This is a genomic window from Paenibacillus abyssi, assembly GCF_014640295.1.
Lineage (GTDB): Bacteria > Bacillota > Bacilli > Paenibacillales > Paenibacillaceae > Paenibacillus_D > Paenibacillus_D abyssi.
Map to the genome: position 1 here is coordinate 1 of NZ_BMGR01000027.1, position 16,437 is coordinate 16,437.

Sequence of the window (16,437 nt, forward strand, 5' to 3'; positions counted from 1 at the left end):
GGCGCTGCCGGCGCAGCGGCGGCCACGGCCGCGGGCGCACCCGCGGCGGCCGTGCCGCCCTGAGCGGCGCGCGGCCTGCGTGCGCGCGCCTGCCGCTGCAGCCTGCGGACCTGGGCTTCCAGGTCCGCATGGCTCAGCGGGACGACGTCTTCAGCGATCAGCTTGAAGTCGTCGTCCTCCTGCTGCACGGTTGCCTGCACCAGTGCCAGGCTGCCCTTGGCAAGCGCGCCGGCGCACCGTTTCCACACGGTCGGAAACGCCACTGCCTCTACGCGCATCACGCGATCCTCAAGCTCCAGAAACGCCATCGGCTGCCCCTTCTTCGTCGTAAACGGCTTGACCGATACGACCATCACCGCAATGACCGCCGGCGAGCCGTCCGGCGCCTCGGCCAAATCAACCATGCGTGCGGCTCCGTGTGTATCCAGCTCCTCTGCATAGTCATCCAGCGGATGGCCGGACAGGTACAGCCCCAGCAGATCGCGTTCGAACTCGAGCGTTTGCACCGCGCTGAACGGCAACACGTCCGGCAGATCGACATCCCAGTTCTGCACTTCATCGAAGCCGAACAGCTCGATCTGCAGCTCCTCCCGCTCCTTGCGCCATTTCAGCGCGGCATCGACCGTTTCATCCAGCGCGCCGAGCAGCTGTGCGCGGTGGCCGGGCAGCGAATCCATCGCTCCGGCTTGGATCAGCGATTCGAGCACCCGCTTGTTGACGACGCGCAGATCGACGCGCCGGCACAGATCAAGCAGGCTCGCAAAAGGCCCTTCCCTGCGCTCCTTCATCAGCGCTTCAATCGCCTGCGTGCCGACGTTCTTAATCGCGGCGAGCCCGAAGCGGACGGCACCTTCCACCGGCGTGAACGACACGCCGCTTTCCAAGACGTCCGGCGGCAGCACATCGATGCCCATGCGGCGGCATTCGTCCACGTATTCCGCCGTTTTGCGCTGGTTGCCAGTTACCGAAGCAAGCATCGATGCCATGAACGGCACCGGATAATGTGCTTTGAGCCAGGCCGTCTGAAAGGCCAATACGCCATAGGCTGCAGCATGGGCTCTGGGAAAGCCGTAATCCGCAAACCGGACGATCATATCATACACGCGGTTCGCTTCTTCCGCTGAATAACCTTCTCCCAGACTGCCTTCAACAAAATGCGCCCGCTGCTCATCGAGCACCTCGCGCTTCTTCTTCGACACCGCCCGACGCAGCAGATCCGCTTCCCCCAGTGAAAAACCGGCCATCACGGCAGCGATTTGCATAATCTGCTCCTGGTACACGATGATGCCCTGCGTATCGGCCAAGATCGGCTCCAGCTTGGGATGCGGATACTCCACCTTCGCATGTCCGTGCTTGCTCTGAATATATTTGGGTATAAACTCCATCGGCCCCGGACGGTACAACGCCAACACCGATACGATATCCTCGAATAACGTCGGCCTCAGCTCCCTGAGCACCCGACGCATCCCCGCCGACTCCAGCTGAAAGATACCGGTCGTCTCCCCTTTACCGAGCATCGCATACGTTGCCGGATCATCATCGGCGATGTGCCGGAAATCGATCTCTTTGCCGTACTGCAGCTTGATCCAATCGATCGTGCGCTCCAGAATAGACAGTGTGCGCAAGCCGAGAAAATCCATCTTGAGCAGGCCGATCGCTTCCAGATGCTCCATCGAATACTGCGTCAGAGCCGTTTTGTCCGATCCGCTCTGCAGCGGAACGTAATGCGTAAGCGGCTCCCTGGAAATGACGACGCCGGCCGCATGCGTCGAAACATGCCGCGGCATGCCCTCCACCTTGACGGCCATTCTCATCAGCTCGGCCGTCTTCGGCTGGCGCTTGCACGCCTCCTGCAGCTCCGTGCTGCCCTGCAGCGCCGCTTCAAGCGTCACGCCAAGCTGCTGCGGTATCAGCTTGGCCGCACGGTCTACCTCTGCAAACGGCACATTGAGCGCGCGTCCGACATCCCGGACAGCGGCTTTGGCTGCCATCGTGCCGAACGTAATAATCTGCGCAACATGCTCTTCCCCATATTTCGCAGCGACATAAGCGATCACTTCATCGCGCCGTTCATCGTTAAAATCGATATCGATATCGGGCATCGAGATCCGCTCGGGATTGAGGAAACGTTCGAATAACAACTTATATTTAATCGGATCCACGTCTGTAATCCGCAGTACATAAGCCACCAAGCTTCCGGCCGACGACCCCCTGCCCGGTCCGGTGCGGATCCCCTGCTCATGGGCGAACCGTATAAAATCCCACACGATCAGAAAATAATCGCTGAAGCCCATGTTCTCGATGACGGACAGCTCATAATTCAGGCGCGCGCGCGCCTCCTCCGCAAACGAACGGTCACTGTGCCACCGTTCGTCTCCCGCATAGCGGGCCTCCAGCCCTTCTTGGCAAAGCGCCTGCAGGTAATCCGCCGATGCCATCCCTTCCGGGAGGGGTTCGAAGCTGGGCAGAATCGCGCGGCCGAACGTCAGCTCCAGATTGCATTTATCCGCGATCTCTACCGTATTGCCCAGCGCTTCGGGGACATGCCGGAACAGCGCGGCCATTTCATCCGCGCTCTTCAGAAACAACTGGTTCGTCATCATCCGCATCCGGTCGGCATCATCGACAGACTTGCCTGTCCCGATGCAAATCAGCACATCCTGAACGGCTGCATCCTCTGCAAGCAAATAATGCACATCATTGGTTGCGGCAAGCGGTATGCCGGTTTCCTCCGACAGCTTGATCATCCCTGCGGCAACCTTCTTTTGATCCAATATCCCGTGATCCTGAAGCTCGAGATAGAAATCATCGCCGAACAGGCTTTGATAGCGCAACGCCGCATGTTTGGCTTCCTCATAGCGGTCGTAAAGCAGATGCTGCGATACTTCCCCGCGCAGGCACGAGCTCAAGCAGACGAGACCTTCCGCATGCTCGGCCAGCACTTCAAGATCAATGCGCGGTTTATAGTGAAAACCCTCCAAAAACCCAATTGAGCTGAGCTTCATCAGGTTTCGGTAGCCGGTCTCATTTTTGGCAAGCAAAATTAAATGATAAATCGGTTGATCTTTACGTGAGCCTTTATCAAAACGCCGCCCTGTTGTCAGATACATCTCACAGCCGATGATCGGCTTAATGCCGTGCTCCTTGCACGCCCTGTAAAACGGTACAGCGCCGTACATCACACCGTGGTCGGTTAAGGCGAGCGACTTCATGCCGAGCTGCGCCGCCCTTGCCGTCAAATCGCGGATGCGCGCTGCGCCGTCAAGCAGGCTGTATTCACTGTGCACATGCAAATGCACAAAAGCGTCTCCACTGTTCATAACGTCCGGTCCTTCCGCTTAATTACGAGCCTATATTTCTTTCATTTTATCATATTGTCATTAGGACCGCCCATAAAATGAGAATAAGGGCAGCCGGACGGGCAGTCAGCCGTAAGATCGCTAAGGGATGGGAGCAGTGATAACGATGAATGGCATGAATTATTTTTTAACCAAAACAGCGCTGGACTTCTTCATAGCATTCGGTGTGGTCATCGGAGGCGCTTTGCTTGCAGGAATCGGGTCGGTGCTCGTCTTTCAAGCACCCGGACCGAATATGGCCGACACCGCAGAGAAGCTGAAGATTTGGGCAATTGTCGCTGCCGTCGGCGGTACAATCGATCCGATTAGGGTGATCGAATCAAACATGCTTGAAGGCCATTTATCGCCTGTTGTTATGCAAATCTGCATTATTGTGAGCGCCTATCTGGGCGCTTATATGGGGACAGAACTGATCAAGCTCATCTGCGGGGAGGCGCTGTGACGAATGCGGGTGCCTCAATTCGAGCGGTTCAGACGTACGCTGCAGTCGGCGGGGGTTTTTCTGCTTGGCTTGATCGCCGGGGCGGTCCTGTTTAACAGCCTGTATCAATTCCAGCTGGACGCGCTGCATGACACGATCGAGGAGTTGGAGAGCCGAATGGAGGAAAAGGATCGGGATAACAAAAAACTGACGGAATTCAAGGATCAGCACACCGTCATCAAAACCATTCATCCTTACATCGAGGAAAACAGGGCCGGCCGAAGCTCGAGTGCGGCGGGCCTGGATGCACGTGTCGAGGCTGAATTGAAAGAGCGGATCAAAAATGATCTCGACGGTTTCACCGGAAGAAGCATCTATGAGATTGGATCCGACTCCTGGCTGGCCAGAAAGCTGCTCGACCAAAAAATCTATACCAATGTCTATGAAAGAGACTATCAGATCCATGTCAAAACCATGCTGATCGTCGACACAGCGCTCCATGTGTGGGTGGAAGCAAAGGTGCACAACCGATTGTAACATGATACAATGATGCCATTGTCATACCCAAATTTTGAAAAGCAAAAAGGAGCTGTCCCTCATCATGGTCATTGTTCAATGGCTGCTGATTGCCGGTATTTTGGCGTCGCTGCTGCTTACCGTATTCTTTAGCACGAAATCCCGCCGCTCCAAGGATCACCGGGCACGCGGACTCTACACCGCGCGCATGAATATTTGCATGGGGATCATGCTTGTTCTGATGTCCCTTATCCAAATGGTGATGTTCAGCGGATCGACCGTGCGCGTGATCGTCGGTTCGGTATTTTTGGTGCTCGGGTTGTTCAATTTGTTCGCGGGCCTGCGCAACCACACCATATACGGGTCCATGAAGCAGTAATAACGCGCTTAATAAGGGTCGATCATCTGTGCCGTCAACATCGCTTTGGCGGCTATTCCCATATCGTCGACAATTTCAATTTCCAGCTTGGCCGATTTCCGGCTCATTTCGAGCAGCTGCGGCACAATCGCAATCTCGCTGTCGATTTGGATCGGACGGACGAAATAGGTGGTGACGCTCTCGATCATGTGATCCCGCTTGCCGATCTCCCATATCAATCTCCTGGCTCCCTGCATAAGCAGCGTCATTAACGCCCCCTCCGACACCGTCCCCAGCGGCCCAGACATTTGCGGTGTTACACGTCCGCGATACAGCCAGCCTTCACCCGCCTTCTCCCCGGTTATTTTGGAAAATCCGGTCCAGATGAGATCATCAAACGTCTCGCCCGATTGCGGCTGTTTGTTCGCAAATTGCATAGCCGCCAGCACTTCCTGTCTCGTTACGACCGCCAGCAGCTTGCGTTGGCGATCCACGATCGGCAGCAGATCAACGCCTTCGGACGCCATCGTATGGGCCGCCGACGTGACAGGCAGATTGGGCCTGATCGTAATCGGATTGCGCGTCATCAACCGGTCTACCGACTGCTCCTTCGGCGATCCTGCCACATCCTTGGCCGTGATAATGCCGATTACCCGGTTCCATTCATCGACTACGGGAAACCGCGCATGGCCTGTTGCCAGCTGCAGCCGCTCGAACGATTCCACCGTATCTCCTAGCCGGAGCGCTTCCATCGCACGGCCAAAGGTCACGATATCCTCAATGAGCATAATTTTCCGTTTGATCAACCGGTCATACATCGCCCTATTAATGATAGAAGCAACCGTAAAGGTGTCATGCTTCGAAGAAATAATAGGCAGCCCCCGTTCGTCAGCCAGCCGTTTCACTGCTTCGCTTGTATCGAATCCGCCGGTAATGAGCACGCCCGCGCCCTCTTCTAACGCGCAGCGGTGCGCATTTTCCCGGTTACCGACAATGAGCAGGCTGTCCGCGTCGATATAAGCTAACATCGCGTCCAGCTTCATCGCGCCAATCACTACCTTCTGCAGTGTCTTGTCCAATCCGGAGGCGCCCCCAAGCACATCCCCGTCTAAGATCGCCGCCACCTCGCCAAACGTAAGCTGATCCAGCTGACTGCGCTGTTTCTTTTGAATGCGCACCGTTCCTATCCGTTCTTTTGTGCTGACAAAACCAAGCTTTTCAGCTTCTTTCAAAGCCCGATAAGCGGTTCCTTCACTTACCTCAAGCGCTTTTGCGATCGAACGGACCGAAATTTTCACGCCGATTTTCAAGCCTTGTATATACTGCAATATTAACTCATGTTTCGTTAGCGCTTCTTGCTCAGGTCCTGTCGGTGCCATTTTTCCAATGCCTCCATCCACACGATTTGATATAAAAAAACATTTTCTTTTTGATCAAAAGCAAGTAAAGTAATAACGGATACGGTTTTTGTTCCAACTTGGAATTGTTGGATTTTTTACCAACATCTTGAAGGAGATACCGGTATGGATTACATAATGCGTTCATTGGATATATTGCTTTTCTTATCCATTCCACAAGCTTTTTTCTATACTTGGTTCGTTTTTTTGTTTTGGGGCATTCAAACGGATCGTTTATTGGTCCGGATCGTATGGTTTTGCGTCATTCATTCCATCTATCTGGATCTCACTTTTCTGGCGCTGCCATCACATATCCATATCCTAAACTCACTGGTTTCGTTTTTCTTCTTTCTTCACCTTTTTTTCCGGGAATTCACGATCAAGGTCAAATTGCTTATTCAAATGTCGCTATTTTTCGTCGTCATTTTAATGGACACACTCTCTTTAATTACGACCTCACTTTTTATTGATGTCGAATTAATCCGAAATGGCCCTACGATTTATAAGATTATTTTTATATGGCCTTATTTCGCTGTCGTTGCGGGCTTATGCTGGTTTTTACATTATAAACGCTATTACCCGGCATTAAAAATCAAAAAATTTATAACTGCTGCCCAAGGAACTCCAATATTTTACCTGGTCATCCTGGTATTTATCCAATCCCTGATCCTGGGCATCTATTTTATCACCCGGTTTACGACCGAATACGACGAAGCCATGATGGTTTTGTTCTATCTCGGACTGGCTGCCACAGTGGCGGTTACCTTCATGACCATTCGGATAATCATAAAAACACGCGAGGAAGCCATTCAAATGACGCAAAGTGTATATGTCGGCGATCTGATGCAGATGCTCACTTCCATTCGTGGACAACGTCACGATTTTATGAACCATATTCAAGTGATCTCATCTATGGTGACGATGAAAAAATATGATCAGCTGCAAAAATACATAGCGGAAGTGACCGTGGATCTTAACGCCTCCCATGTCACGAACAAACAGCTTCCTACGTCTGCGATATCTGCATTGGTTCAAGCCAAATCAGCCATTGCACTGGATAAAAAAATCGACTTCCACTATGAATTTCCGGAGTCTCTGGAACCGCTTATGTTCATTAAAAATATCGACCTGGTCCGAATGATCGGCAACCTGATCGACAATGCCTTCGATGAAGCGCTTAATCATCCGGAGCAAAATCGATTCGTCCGCCTGATCATCGAACTGGACAGCCGTAACGTTATTATCCGGGTCATTAATCATGGAAAGACGCTGACCGATGAAGACAAACGGATGATATTCATGCCGGGTTATACGACAAAGGAAGAATCGCATTCCGGACTGGGCTTGTCCATTATACAAGAGCTCGTAAAGCGATATAACGGCAATGTCACCTGCGTTTCCGACGAAGAGCATCGCGTTGAATTTATGATTCAGCTTCCACTTAGCGGTTAACAGAGCAGCAAGTACACAAGCCCGATCACAGTGATCGGGCTTGTGTACTTGCTATTGGATTAAATTTACGATTGCTTCGCACTGCGGGAGCGATTTTCCCGCTGCTGCAGCTTACGCTGCCACATCAGCTTTTTGGCGCGCCTTACCCGGTCCAGCTCCTTGCGTGTATCTTCATCAACACCGATCAGCGCGTGAAGATTGGCGGCAATAACAAGCAGTGCAAACAGCATCCAGACTACACCGAATACCATGGATAATGTCCGTCCTGGCTCCAGTTCGAAGCGTGTGACGGCTACGATCAGCATCGCTAAGGCCAGGATAAGATACAAGAGATGACGCGATTTGCCTGTTTTCTTCATGGAAACGCAGCTCCTTTCATTTGTGCGGACAAATGCAAGCTTACGTAACCATATTATGCCGACATCTCATTGCTTATGTGTACAACCTGTTCATCTGTGAGCCGTTAACCCTCATTCGTAAACGTTCTTGAGCGCATCGGAGATAATTTTATTCACATCATCAAAAACAATGCTGAATCTGCGTTCGGCTTCGAACAACCCGCTGATGACGGGATTAAGGCTCAATACCTCGTACAGCTTGTTCATCGTCTCGATGTCGCTCTCGCTTGGCTCTTCGCCGCTCATCATCTTTTGTTGAAGACCGTTTTGGCGATCACGGAAATCATCCAGCATCCGTTTTGCGTCGCTATCCGCTTCGACAGCCTGCCTTGCGGTTTTCAGGTCTGCCACTTCCTGGCTTTCTCTCATCGCTTTGGCTAGTTCATAGGCTTTGTCATAAACGTTCATTCGGGTTCCCTCCAAACTATTGCATCCATAATACGAACAATGATTGCATTAATCCGATCATACCACCAAGCACCGCTCCCAGCCAAGTTATCGCCCGAAACTCTTTGCCTGACACGCTAAGAATAACCTGTTCAAGCCGCTCGATGGGAAACTTCTCCACCTGCTCCTTCACCAGCTTAGGGAGCGATATCGCTTCGATGATTGTATGCATGTTCCGGTCCAGCAGCCCGATGCCCGCATGAAGCGCTGACCGCAGCCATCCATGCCATAAAACATTGTTTTCACGCAGCCAGCGGCTAATATCGAACTGCTCCAGCTGCCCGAGCCATTCCTCGAAGCGGAGCGCTGCTCCAGCTTTGCTTTTTAACCATATCAGGGAGGGTTCACCGCTCGATAACTTGCTGACCGCCTCTTCGAGCGTCCAATCCCCGGCACTCGATAATTGCTTGGCGATCATCCCCCGAACGGCTTGTCTTACATGCTCGCTGTCCAGCTGCTCAAGCAGCACCGGCGTAAGCCGCGACAGCAATTTATCTTCATCCATAAACATGCCGGCCAGCGCGCCTAGAAATCCCCCCGCTTTATCCAACAGGCCGCTGGTAAGCTTGCGAAGCAAACGCTGGCCGTTTGGAGACCTGATCTCATCCTTGAGCGATTGAATAATAAGCTGTTCAGCTCGGGTGGACAAGCGCGACACCGAATCCTCCGACCATCCAGGAATCGCCTCGGATAACTTAAGCTGCGACCACCCCTTCTCATTCCAGAGCCAATCCATGCCTCTTTCCGACAAGCCGCGCAGCCATACGGCCATGCCGCTCTTCTTTTGCTCCCATTGATCTTCATTTAACCAACGCAGGGCCAGCTCACGCGGTGTCAGACCCGGCTCCTTAGAAACTGCCGATTCCAGTCTGGCTGCGATTTTGTCAAAAGCGGCATCGCGAAATGCGTCTGTAGCCAGCAAGTCTTTCAAGCCTTCGGCCGTTACTAGATAGGAAGCAACCACATCGCCAAGCGAAGCGGCAATCTCCGGCTTCCGTTTCGGGATAAGCCCGGGGGTGAACGGAACTCTCCTTCCCCCGATCCGATATTCCCGTCTGGGATGAAACAGCATTTGGATGGCAAAATGATTCGTTACTCCGCCGACAAAAGCAGCGACCAAAACACTCATTAAAATATACAGCCAAGGTTGCATTAGTACCCGTCCTTTTTACGAAAGTGGCGAATGCAGCCAATCACCAAGGAATAGATGTCCTCATATGATGAAGTATTCGCAAAACCCATAACCTTCACAACGTCACTTTCTGCTGGTTGGAAGGAGATCAACGATGCTCAAAACGAAAGTTGCCGTTCAAGTGATCAGCACGGGAATATTGCCGGACGACGTCCTTATGCTGGGCGAAAAACACTTGAAGCAATGGAAAATTCCACAGGATCAATCTATTGTGCTTAAATTCGGTTCGTTCAGACAGCAGATTAAAGTCGTTCCAGTCAAGCGTTCCGATGGCATACGGATCAGCCAAACGCTTGCTAAGCGGTTAGGAATCCACGCAGGCGCAGCGCTGCGGCTCCACTACCGTCCTTCGGCTTTGACACTCTCAATTGGCCCGCTCATTGGCGTACTGATTAGCAGAGACGTTCCGGATTCGTCCGATAAGCCATTCGGATCCATCACCCTATTCTGCAAAGAGCTGGTGGATGCCTGCCAAAATCAGGGCGCCTATGTATATTTTTTTACCCCAAATCAGATTGGCAGCACCGTTAGCTCCATTCAGGCCTGGGTATATGCTGCGGGATGGCATCGCATGACGATGCCGATCGCGGATGTCATCAATAATCGACTTACTTCGCGGAAATTGGAGAACAAACCCAGCGTACAACATTTTCTAAGAGAAGTAAAATCACGTTATCAAACCCAGGTATTTAACGAGAAATTTCTGGACAAATCGGAAGTGTTCGATGCGCTGCGCAATGACGCCTCATTACACCGGTATTTACCCGAATCGCATTTGCTTCGCAACTATGCGATGTTAAAGGCGATGTGCTCCCGCCATGCCACGATCTTTCTTAAGCCGGTACGGGGGAGTCTTGGCAAAGGGATTATCCGGATCTCAAGAGCGGAACCCGGCGCATACCAAGCAATGTATACGACGCCGCTGGGCACAAAAAAACAGCATTTTTCAAGTTTGCTCAAATTATTCAGCAGCATCTCAGGCAAGATGAAAACCGCCCGTTATCAGATACAACAAGGGCTTCAGCTGATCGATATCCAAAAGCGGCCTGTCGATTTCCGCGCGCTGGTGCAAAAGAACGCCACCGGCAGCTGGGGTGTGACCTCCATTGTTGCCCGCACCGCAGGCAGCCAGCATTTCGTCTCTAATTTGGCCCGCGGCGGAACGCTCAGTAAGGTCAAGGAAGCCGTATCCAAGTCGAATCTGCCGCTCTCCGCCAAGCAGAACGCCTACCCTAAGCTGCAAAAAGCAGCTATTGATATCGCTACGGGCATTGATACCAATATCCCCGCTCATTTCGGTGAGTTGGGAATTGATCTGGCATTGGATACAAACGGCCGGGTGTGGCTGCTCGAGGTTAACTCGAAACCGTCAAAGAATGATAATACGCCGCTGAACAACGAGCAGAAGATTCGGCCGTCCGTGCGGCTGATGATTCAATATTCACGTTTTTTAACCGGCTTCTAGCAGGAGGATTCCATGAACGAACCCATGTGGACATTGGGAATTATGGTTCGACTATCCAATAACAAGGAAACGCCGACCGCCCCGCTGCGGCTTCCCGAAGACCGATTTTGTCGCGCTTTGTGCCGCAATGGCGAAAAGCACGGTTTTGACGTGTTCGTTTTTTCAGCGCTGCATTACGATAGCAATACGGGACGGCTCCAAGGCTACCGGCTCAAGGGCAATGATTGGGTATACGGCCGCTGCCCGCTACCCGATGTTTTATATGACCGGTGTATCTACCGTACCAGGTCTGAGAGAATCCGCTGCCTGGCGGCGGTTGCAGACATGAACAACCGCCGGGCCTCGATTCGGCTGGCATCGGCTCTCCCCGGCAAACTCGAAGTGTACCGATTGTTATCCCAACAGCCGTTCATCGCTCCTTATCTGCCCTATTCTGAACGATATACCGGAAAAAAACAGCTTAAACGGCGGTTAGCCGCAGCAGCACATGGGCTATTTTTGAAGCCTGATGCCGGCATGCAAGGGCGAGGCGTTATTCGATTATGGCGGAACCCTGTATCCGGCTCCTTTCATATTCAGGGTAGGGACCGCATGAACCGACCCTACAGCTCTACCTATACGGAGGCCGGATCCTGTCTGGCCGCTGTCGATCGGATCATTGCCGGCCGCGAATATCTTATCCAGCCTTTTTTACGGCTGATTGACACCCAAAGCCACCCGTTTGATGTGCGCGTGCTTGTTCAGAAAAATGAGGCCGGGCAGTGGGCAATCACCGGCATCGCCGTCCGCTCGGGAGCAGCCGGCTCGATAACCGCAAATCTGCATGGCGGAGGCGGTGCGAAGGCTGCGGAATCCACGTTAAACGGTATGTTCGGCGTGCAAAAAACAGAATCAATTTTAACGCGTTTACGCGTTTTAAGCATACGAACCGCAGAGCGGCTGGAAGCATCATATGGGCGCCTGCTTGAACTAGGCCTGGATTATGGCATCGAACCGGACGGCAGCATCTGGCTGCTTGAAACGAATTCCAAGCCAGGCCGCAGCATTTTCTTGCTGCTTGACCAAAGAGAAATCGCCGATTTAACGGTTGAACGTCCGTTAGCTTATGCCCGTTTGTTATGTTCCAGGAGACGTTTAATCCCTTCACCCTCCAAACACAGGATGAAGAACAACTCAGTTGACGCTATCGAAAAGAGTTTTCCCGAGGAAAACTTTCAGGAGGTTCATTCATGAGTTTGACATATTGTAATGTCCATTTTTCACAACAGCTAAATAAGGTCGCCTATTTATCGGTCCCCTTAATGAAGCAGCTGAAGCTGACCGGCAAAAAATCTTTTCATTTGAAACTAGGCAAAGAAGTGATTACAGCTGCGATAAAACCGATCAAACGGCAGGGCAACCATCTTTATTTATCAGCAGGCATCAGGCAGACGATTACCGTTCCCAAGGCGGGCAATGTTTATGTGCTGAGCACAGGAGAAGATGAGGTTCAGCTCGGGCCGCTGATCGGCGTGCTCACGGATTCAGACGTACGTTCATCCGATACGCCCTTTGGTCCCCGTACGGGATTTATCAAAAATCTGCTGCGACTGGGAACGAACAAGGCTTATTTTTTCGCTTTTACCCCGCGGGACATTAATTGGCAGGAAGAAAAGGTATACGGTTATTTTTTGAATCCTCAAGGATCCTGGTACCGCAAAACAGTCCCGCTCCCTGATGTGGTATATAATCGGCTGCCCAGCCGCAAGGCGGAAACGAGCACGTCGATCACCTCGCTGCGGGAGCGGTTTATCCGCAAGAAAATCCCGTTCTTTAATTGGAGTTTCTTTAACAAGTCCGATGTTTACAAGCTGCTGGACGGCGATGTAGAGGCGGCTAAGCATTTGCCGGAATCGGTTTCTAATCCGACTCCCGAAAAAATAAAAGAGCTGCTGGAGAAGCATCAGTTCGTCTATTATAAACCGACCGCAGGCAGCCTGGGCAATGGGATCTATCGTCTGACTTATCATCCCAAACGCGGATATTTCGCAAGATACCGCCGCAGCGGCAGCAATGTGCTGCTTCGGTTCAATAACTTCAAAAGCCTCATGCGAATGCTTGAATCCAGGCACGGGAACTCATTAAGCCGCTATGTTATCCAACAGGGGATACGCTTGGTTGAAATAGACAGCTGCCCGATCGATTTCCGTTTCCACATGCATAAAACCGGCAAGAATGAATGGGTCCCTGCCGGCATCGGAGCAAAAAAGGCCGGCCGCGGCAGTGTGACAACGCATATCAAAAACGGCGGCTCATTAATGACGCCCGAGCAAGCGCTTAGCCGCACCTTCGGAGAAAAATCTAAAGAAGTGCTCGATTATGCCAAGAAGGTATCGATCAAATTATCCGAAGCCATCGAGCGAAATTATCCGCACATGCTGGGCGAGCTGGGCCTTGACATCGGTATCGATAAAGACGGCGAGGTGTATATGTTTGAAGCCAACGCAAAGCCGGGCCGCTCGATCTTCAAGCATCCTGCGTTAAAAGAGCAAGGCATGACCTCATTATCCTATATTCTGGAGCATTGTCTCTACCTGAGCCGGTTCCGCAGGAGGGATAATTAATGCCATTGGAGCTTGAAGCCGGTGCCTCCGGACTGGAGTTAAATCATTCAAAGCCTGTGCTGGCGATTCTGACCATTGAGGACGATCTGCAGTTTTTTCGTGGCAATCGGACTAATTTTTCGGATCTATTAAAGACGGGAAAAGACTTTGGCTTTACCGCCTATGTGGTGACTGTCAAGCAATTGAATCTTTCAAAAAATCGTATTAAAGGTTTTGCCTACTCCGATGAAACGCGCACGTGGTACCAGCGGCACTTCCCGCTCCCGGACGTCATTTATAATCGGATTCCAATGCGGGAAGATGAGCTTCACCCGTCAGTCAAACGGAAGATTGACGCAATTATGAAGCATCCTAGCATCCAACTGTTCAATCCCTCTTTTTTTAACAAGTGGAGTCTGTTCGAATGGTTGAGATTATCCCAAACAACCAAGCCGTTCATTCCGGGCACGCGAAGGCTGGTCTCACAGGATGGTTTGGGACGAATGCTGCGCAAGCATTCGTTTCTTTACCTCAAGCCGGTCAGCGGGAAAGCCGGAGTAGGCATCATGACCATTGAGGTGCAGCCGGAGAAAAACATGCCATACCGCTTAAAGATCCAGGAGCATAAAAAGAGCATCACCTTTCGCTACCCTAGTATGGCAAGGCTGTGGGCAAAGATCAAAAAACAAAGCTGTGGTGAAGCCTATATCGCCCAGCAAGGAATCACGCTTGCCGCCTATCAAAACCGCCAGTTCGATCTGCGCGCTCTGGTACAAAAAAACCGGCGGGGACAGTGGGACATTACAGGAATTGGAGCACGCGTAGCAGGTACAACCAGCATTACGACCCATGTGCCAAGAGGCGGCAGCATCGAGGATCCGGAAATGCTCCTCGTCCATGTATTCGGCCATGATCATGCCCGAAAAATACTCGTTAAGGTAAAAAACACCGCCCTGATGATCGCTAGGCAGATCGAACGGGCGTGCGGCTATCAGCTCGGTGAAATGTCGATGGATTTAGGCATCGATACGGATGGGAACGTGTGGTTTTTTGAAGCCAACTCGAAGCCTATGAAATTTGATGAGCCCCATATCCGTAAAAAATCGCTGGAGCGGATCTATCACTACGGATTATATTTAATCAAACAGCAAAAGCCGGGAAGATCGGGAGGCGCTTAATTGTGATCGTTAAAATTCTCACACCGGAGGAGTGGCGTGCCACACGATATCGCCTAACTGCCTTTGCGATTCGGCATGGCGATCGACGGCTAACTTTACAGGGATTATCTGCCCTAAGATCTCTCGATCCGGATCAACTCGCCCAAGAGGGATTATACGAGAGAAACATCCCAAATTCCGGATCCGTAGTCGCTGTTACCCTTCAGCACGGAAAGCCGGTTGGATTCGCTGCGGCAGTGGACTGCGGGCAAGCGGCTTGTCTGCTTGTTGTCCGGCCTGATGCACGCGGCCAAGGCATTGCCGGAACGATGATGAAAGCAATGATAGAGCGCTGCGGTCAGCTTGTGTGCCATGTAGCGGCTGACAATCCTGCAAGTATGGCCGCATGTTTCCGCGCCGGCATGGTTGCTGTCGGTCTGTCACCCGGACCAACCGGCAAGCCGACGTTACAATTTGAAGGGCGCGCAAGCGGCCGATCCTTAAACGAGGGGGTAGAAGCATGGCCCAGCCCAGCCTCGGTATTCTAACCCTTTATTTGAACGATGACCGGCTGCTTGAGGAACGGCTTGTCTATCAGAAAATGATTACTGCGGGCCGGAAATTAGGGCTGGATTGCTTCGTGTTTACGCCCCAGGACGTGAATTATCAGCAGAACCGTATCCACGCGATGTTGTATGACCCCGTCACAAAGGTATGGTCGCGCAAATGGCGCCGATTTCCTCATATGATCTATGACCGCTGCCGCATTCAGCGCAGCCACCGGTTCGAGCAGCTGCTGCGCTTTCGGGCCAAGTATGGACATTTAACCTTTTTGAACCGGCCGCTTCGCAATAAATGGACCGTCTATAAAACCCTCAGCCGGGAAGCCCGCTTTCGGCCTCATCTGCCTTTTACCAAAATCGTGGAAAACAGCAATGACCTGCGTGAAATGATCGGCAAATATCCGCTGCTTTATCTGAAGCCGATAAACGGTACGGGAGGAAGAGGAATACTGCGCATTGAGCGCAAACCTCAAAAATTATGGCTTATTCAAGGACGGGATCATTCCAGGCGGATCATTAAACCGGAGATGGTATCCTCCTCGCAATTGCTTCAAAAGCTTGCCGCATGGGAAATGAAAAACCACCGGTACGTCATTCAACAGGGCATCCATATCAAACTGCCGAATGGCCGGGTTCACGATTATCGCATGCTGGTGCAGAAAAACGCGCAAGGGAAATGGGAGCTGACCGGCTGTGCCGGCAGAGTCGGGGCACCGGGCAGCATCACCTCGAACTTGCATGGCGGCGGGAAGGCCGCTTCCATGCACTCGTTGTTGAGCAGGTGGATTAGGGATGAAGCGAAGGTCGATCAGATCGAAAAGGAGGCTTCCGAGCTCGGTGTGCAGATCGCGGAATTTCTGGAATCATCCTATAGCGATTTATGTGAGCTCGCGCTTGATTTGGCTATCGATCAGAATGGGCGGATCTGGCTATTGGAAGTCAATCCGAAGCCAGCCCGTGAGGTATTCGCCCGGGCTGGCGAACACAATACGTACCGTAAAGCGATCATTCGCCCATTGGAATACGCCCTGTGGCTGCATCGCCAAAAGTCGCGGATTAAAGAAGAAGAAGAAGATCCCTCGTCATCATGAGGGATCTTTTTAGATTGTTGACAGGCAGTATGGCCGCAA

Annotated in this window: 15 protein-coding genes; 10 read left to right on the top strand and 5 right to left on the bottom strand. The window is 52.0% G+C overall.

Going from position 1 to position 16,437, the window contains the following annotated elements; translation table 11 throughout:
* A partial coding sequence (locus IEW11_RS24300; protein WP_188533690.1) for a DNA polymerase III subunit alpha occupies positions 1 to 3,320 on the bottom strand: 3,320 nt, incomplete at its 3' end.
* Positions 3,321 to 3,474: 154 nt separating this feature from the next.
* Between IEW11_RS24300 and IEW11_RS24305 the strand changes: the two genes are divergently transcribed.
* The 3 genes from IEW11_RS24305 (at position 3,475) to IEW11_RS24315 (ending at position 4,675) form a co-directional block, all read left to right on the top strand.
* On the top strand, positions 3,475 to 3,801 hold the full coding sequence (locus IEW11_RS24305) for a YtrH family sporulation protein (RefSeq protein ID WP_188533713.1): 327 nt from the start codon (positions 3,475 to 3,477) through the stop codon (positions 3,799 to 3,801).
* Positions 3,802 to 3,804: 3 nt separating this feature from the next.
* Complete coding sequence (locus IEW11_RS24310; RefSeq protein WP_188533691.1) at positions 3,805 to 4,317, top strand: sporulation membrane protein YtrI; 513 nt, start codon at positions 3,805 to 3,807, stop codon at positions 4,315 to 4,317.
* Positions 4,318 to 4,381: 64 nt separating this feature from the next.
* A complete protein-coding gene (locus IEW11_RS24315; protein ID WP_188533692.1) occupies positions 4,382 to 4,675 on the top strand; it encodes a YtpI family protein in 294 nt (97 codons plus the stop codon).
* An 8-nt stretch (positions 4,676 to 4,683) separates the two neighbouring features.
* Here the strand turns inward: IEW11_RS24315 and IEW11_RS24320 are convergent, their stop codons facing one another.
* The gene (locus tag IEW11_RS24320) at positions 4,684 to 6,033 is read right to left on the bottom strand and encodes a DRTGG domain-containing protein (protein ID WP_188533693.1); all 1,350 of its coding nucleotides are present in this window, start codon (positions 6,031 to 6,033) and stop codon (positions 4,684 to 4,686) included.
* Positions 6,034 to 6,177: 144 nt separating this feature from the next.
* On the opposite strand from IEW11_RS24320, the gene IEW11_RS24325 reads away from it, so the two are divergent.
* Entirely contained in the window at positions 6,178 to 7,503 is a 1,326-nt protein-coding gene (locus IEW11_RS24325) for a sensor histidine kinase (RefSeq protein WP_188533694.1), read from the top strand.
* Positions 7,504 to 7,568: 65 nt separating this feature from the next.
* On the opposite strand, the gene IEW11_RS24330 is transcribed toward IEW11_RS24325, so the two are convergent.
* From IEW11_RS24330 to IEW11_RS24340, 3 genes are all read right to left on the bottom strand, one after another.
* A complete protein-coding gene (locus tag IEW11_RS24330) occupies positions 7,569 to 7,862 on the bottom strand; it encodes a hypothetical protein (RefSeq protein ID WP_188533695.1) in 294 nt (97 codons plus the stop codon).
* A gap of 111 nt (positions 7,863 to 7,973) precedes the next feature.
* Positions 7,974 to 8,309 carry a YlbF/YmcA family competence regulator gene (locus IEW11_RS24335; RefSeq protein WP_188533696.1) on the bottom strand — a complete coding sequence of 112 codons (336 nt, stop codon included), beginning with the start codon at positions 8,307 to 8,309 and terminating at the stop codon, positions 7,974 to 7,976.
* Between the two features lie 16 nt (positions 8,310 to 8,325).
* Positions 8,326 to 9,501 carry a DUF445 domain-containing protein gene (locus IEW11_RS24340; protein ID WP_188533697.1) on the bottom strand — a complete coding sequence of 392 codons (1,176 nt, stop codon included), beginning with the start codon at positions 9,499 to 9,501 and terminating at the stop codon, positions 8,326 to 8,328.
* 133 nt (positions 9,502 to 9,634) lie between these two features.
* On the opposite strand from IEW11_RS24340, the gene IEW11_RS24345 reads away from it, so the two are divergent.
* From IEW11_RS24345 to IEW11_RS24370, 6 genes are read left to right on the top strand one after another with little or no spacing between them, the layout of a single operon-like run.
* Complete coding sequence (locus IEW11_RS24345; RefSeq protein WP_188533698.1) at positions 9,635 to 11,005, top strand: YheC/YheD family endospore coat-associated protein; 1,371 nt, start codon at positions 9,635 to 9,637, stop codon at positions 11,003 to 11,005.
* A gap of 12 nt (positions 11,006 to 11,017) precedes the next feature.
* Positions 11,018 to 12,238, top strand: a complete 1,221-nt coding sequence (locus IEW11_RS24350) for a YheC/YheD family endospore coat-associated protein (protein WP_188533699.1) — start codon at positions 11,018 to 11,020, stop codon at positions 12,236 to 12,238.
* Positions 12,235 to 13,608 carry a YheC/YheD family endospore coat-associated protein gene (locus IEW11_RS24355; protein WP_188533700.1) on the top strand — a complete coding sequence of 458 codons (1,374 nt, stop codon included), beginning with the start codon at positions 12,235 to 12,237 and terminating at the stop codon, positions 13,606 to 13,608. The genes IEW11_RS24350 and IEW11_RS24355 overlap by 4 nt, the downstream gene beginning before the upstream one ends.
* On the top strand, positions 13,608 to 14,765 hold the full coding sequence (locus IEW11_RS24360) for a YheC/YheD family endospore coat-associated protein (RefSeq protein WP_188533701.1): 1,158 nt from the start codon (positions 13,608 to 13,610) through the stop codon (positions 14,763 to 14,765). The genes IEW11_RS24355 and IEW11_RS24360 overlap by 1 nt, the downstream gene beginning before the upstream one ends.
* A 2-nt stretch (positions 14,766 to 14,767) precedes the next feature.
* Positions 14,768 to 15,292 (top strand): GNAT family N-acetyltransferase, encoded by a 525-nt coding sequence (locus IEW11_RS24365; RefSeq protein WP_188533702.1) that lies wholly within the window; start codon positions 14,768 to 14,770, stop codon positions 15,290 to 15,292.
* A complete protein-coding gene (locus IEW11_RS24370; RefSeq protein ID WP_188533703.1) occupies positions 15,265 to 16,398 on the top strand; it encodes a YheC/YheD family endospore coat-associated protein in 1,134 nt (377 codons plus the stop codon). Before IEW11_RS24365 ends, IEW11_RS24370 begins: the two co-directional genes overlap by 28 nt.
* The last annotated feature ends 39 nt before the right edge of the window (positions 16,399 to 16,437 follow it).

What these genes read in the sequence shown, in the direction of transcription:
- IEW11_RS24305 (WP_188533713.1), top strand. Translation starts at nt 3,475, where the DNA reads ATGAATTATTTTTTAACCAAAACAGCGCTGGACTTCTTCATAGCATTC.
- IEW11_RS24310 (WP_188533691.1), top strand. Translation starts at nt 3,805, where the DNA reads ATGCGGGTGCCTCAATTCGAGCGGTTCAGACGTACGCTGCAGTCGGCG.
- IEW11_RS24315 (WP_188533692.1), top strand. Translation starts at nt 4,382, where the DNA reads ATGGTCATTGTTCAATGGCTGCTGATTGCCGGTATTTTGGCGTCGCTG.
- IEW11_RS24320 (WP_188533693.1), bottom strand. Translation starts at nt 6,033, where the DNA reads ATGGCACCGACAGGACCTGAGCAAGAAGCGCTAACGAAACATGAGTTA.
- IEW11_RS24325 (WP_188533694.1), top strand. Translation starts at nt 6,178, where the DNA reads ATGGATTACATAATGCGTTCATTGGATATATTGCTTTTCTTATCCATT.
- IEW11_RS24330 (WP_188533695.1), bottom strand. Translation starts at nt 7,862, where the DNA reads ATGAAGAAAACAGGCAAATCGCGTCATCTCTTGTATCTTATCCTGGCC.
- IEW11_RS24335 (WP_188533696.1), bottom strand. Translation starts at nt 8,309, where the DNA reads ATGAACGTTTATGACAAAGCCTATGAACTAGCCAAAGCGATGAGAGAA.
- IEW11_RS24340 (WP_188533697.1), bottom strand. Translation starts at nt 9,501, where the DNA reads ATGCAACCTTGGCTGTATATTTTAATGAGTGTTTTGGTCGCTGCTTTT.
- IEW11_RS24345 (WP_188533698.1), top strand. Translation starts at nt 9,635, where the DNA reads ATGCTCAAAACGAAAGTTGCCGTTCAAGTGATCAGCACGGGAATATTG.
- IEW11_RS24350 (WP_188533699.1), top strand. Translation starts at nt 11,018, where the DNA reads ATGAACGAACCCATGTGGACATTGGGAATTATGGTTCGACTATCCAAT.
- IEW11_RS24355 (WP_188533700.1), top strand. Translation starts at nt 12,235, where the DNA reads ATGAGTTTGACATATTGTAATGTCCATTTTTCACAACAGCTAAATAAG.
- IEW11_RS24360 (WP_188533701.1), top strand. Translation starts at nt 13,608, where the DNA reads ATGCCATTGGAGCTTGAAGCCGGTGCCTCCGGACTGGAGTTAAATCAT.
- IEW11_RS24370 (WP_188533703.1), top strand. Translation starts at nt 15,265, where the DNA reads ATGGCCCAGCCCAGCCTCGGTATTCTAACCCTTTATTTGAACGATGAC.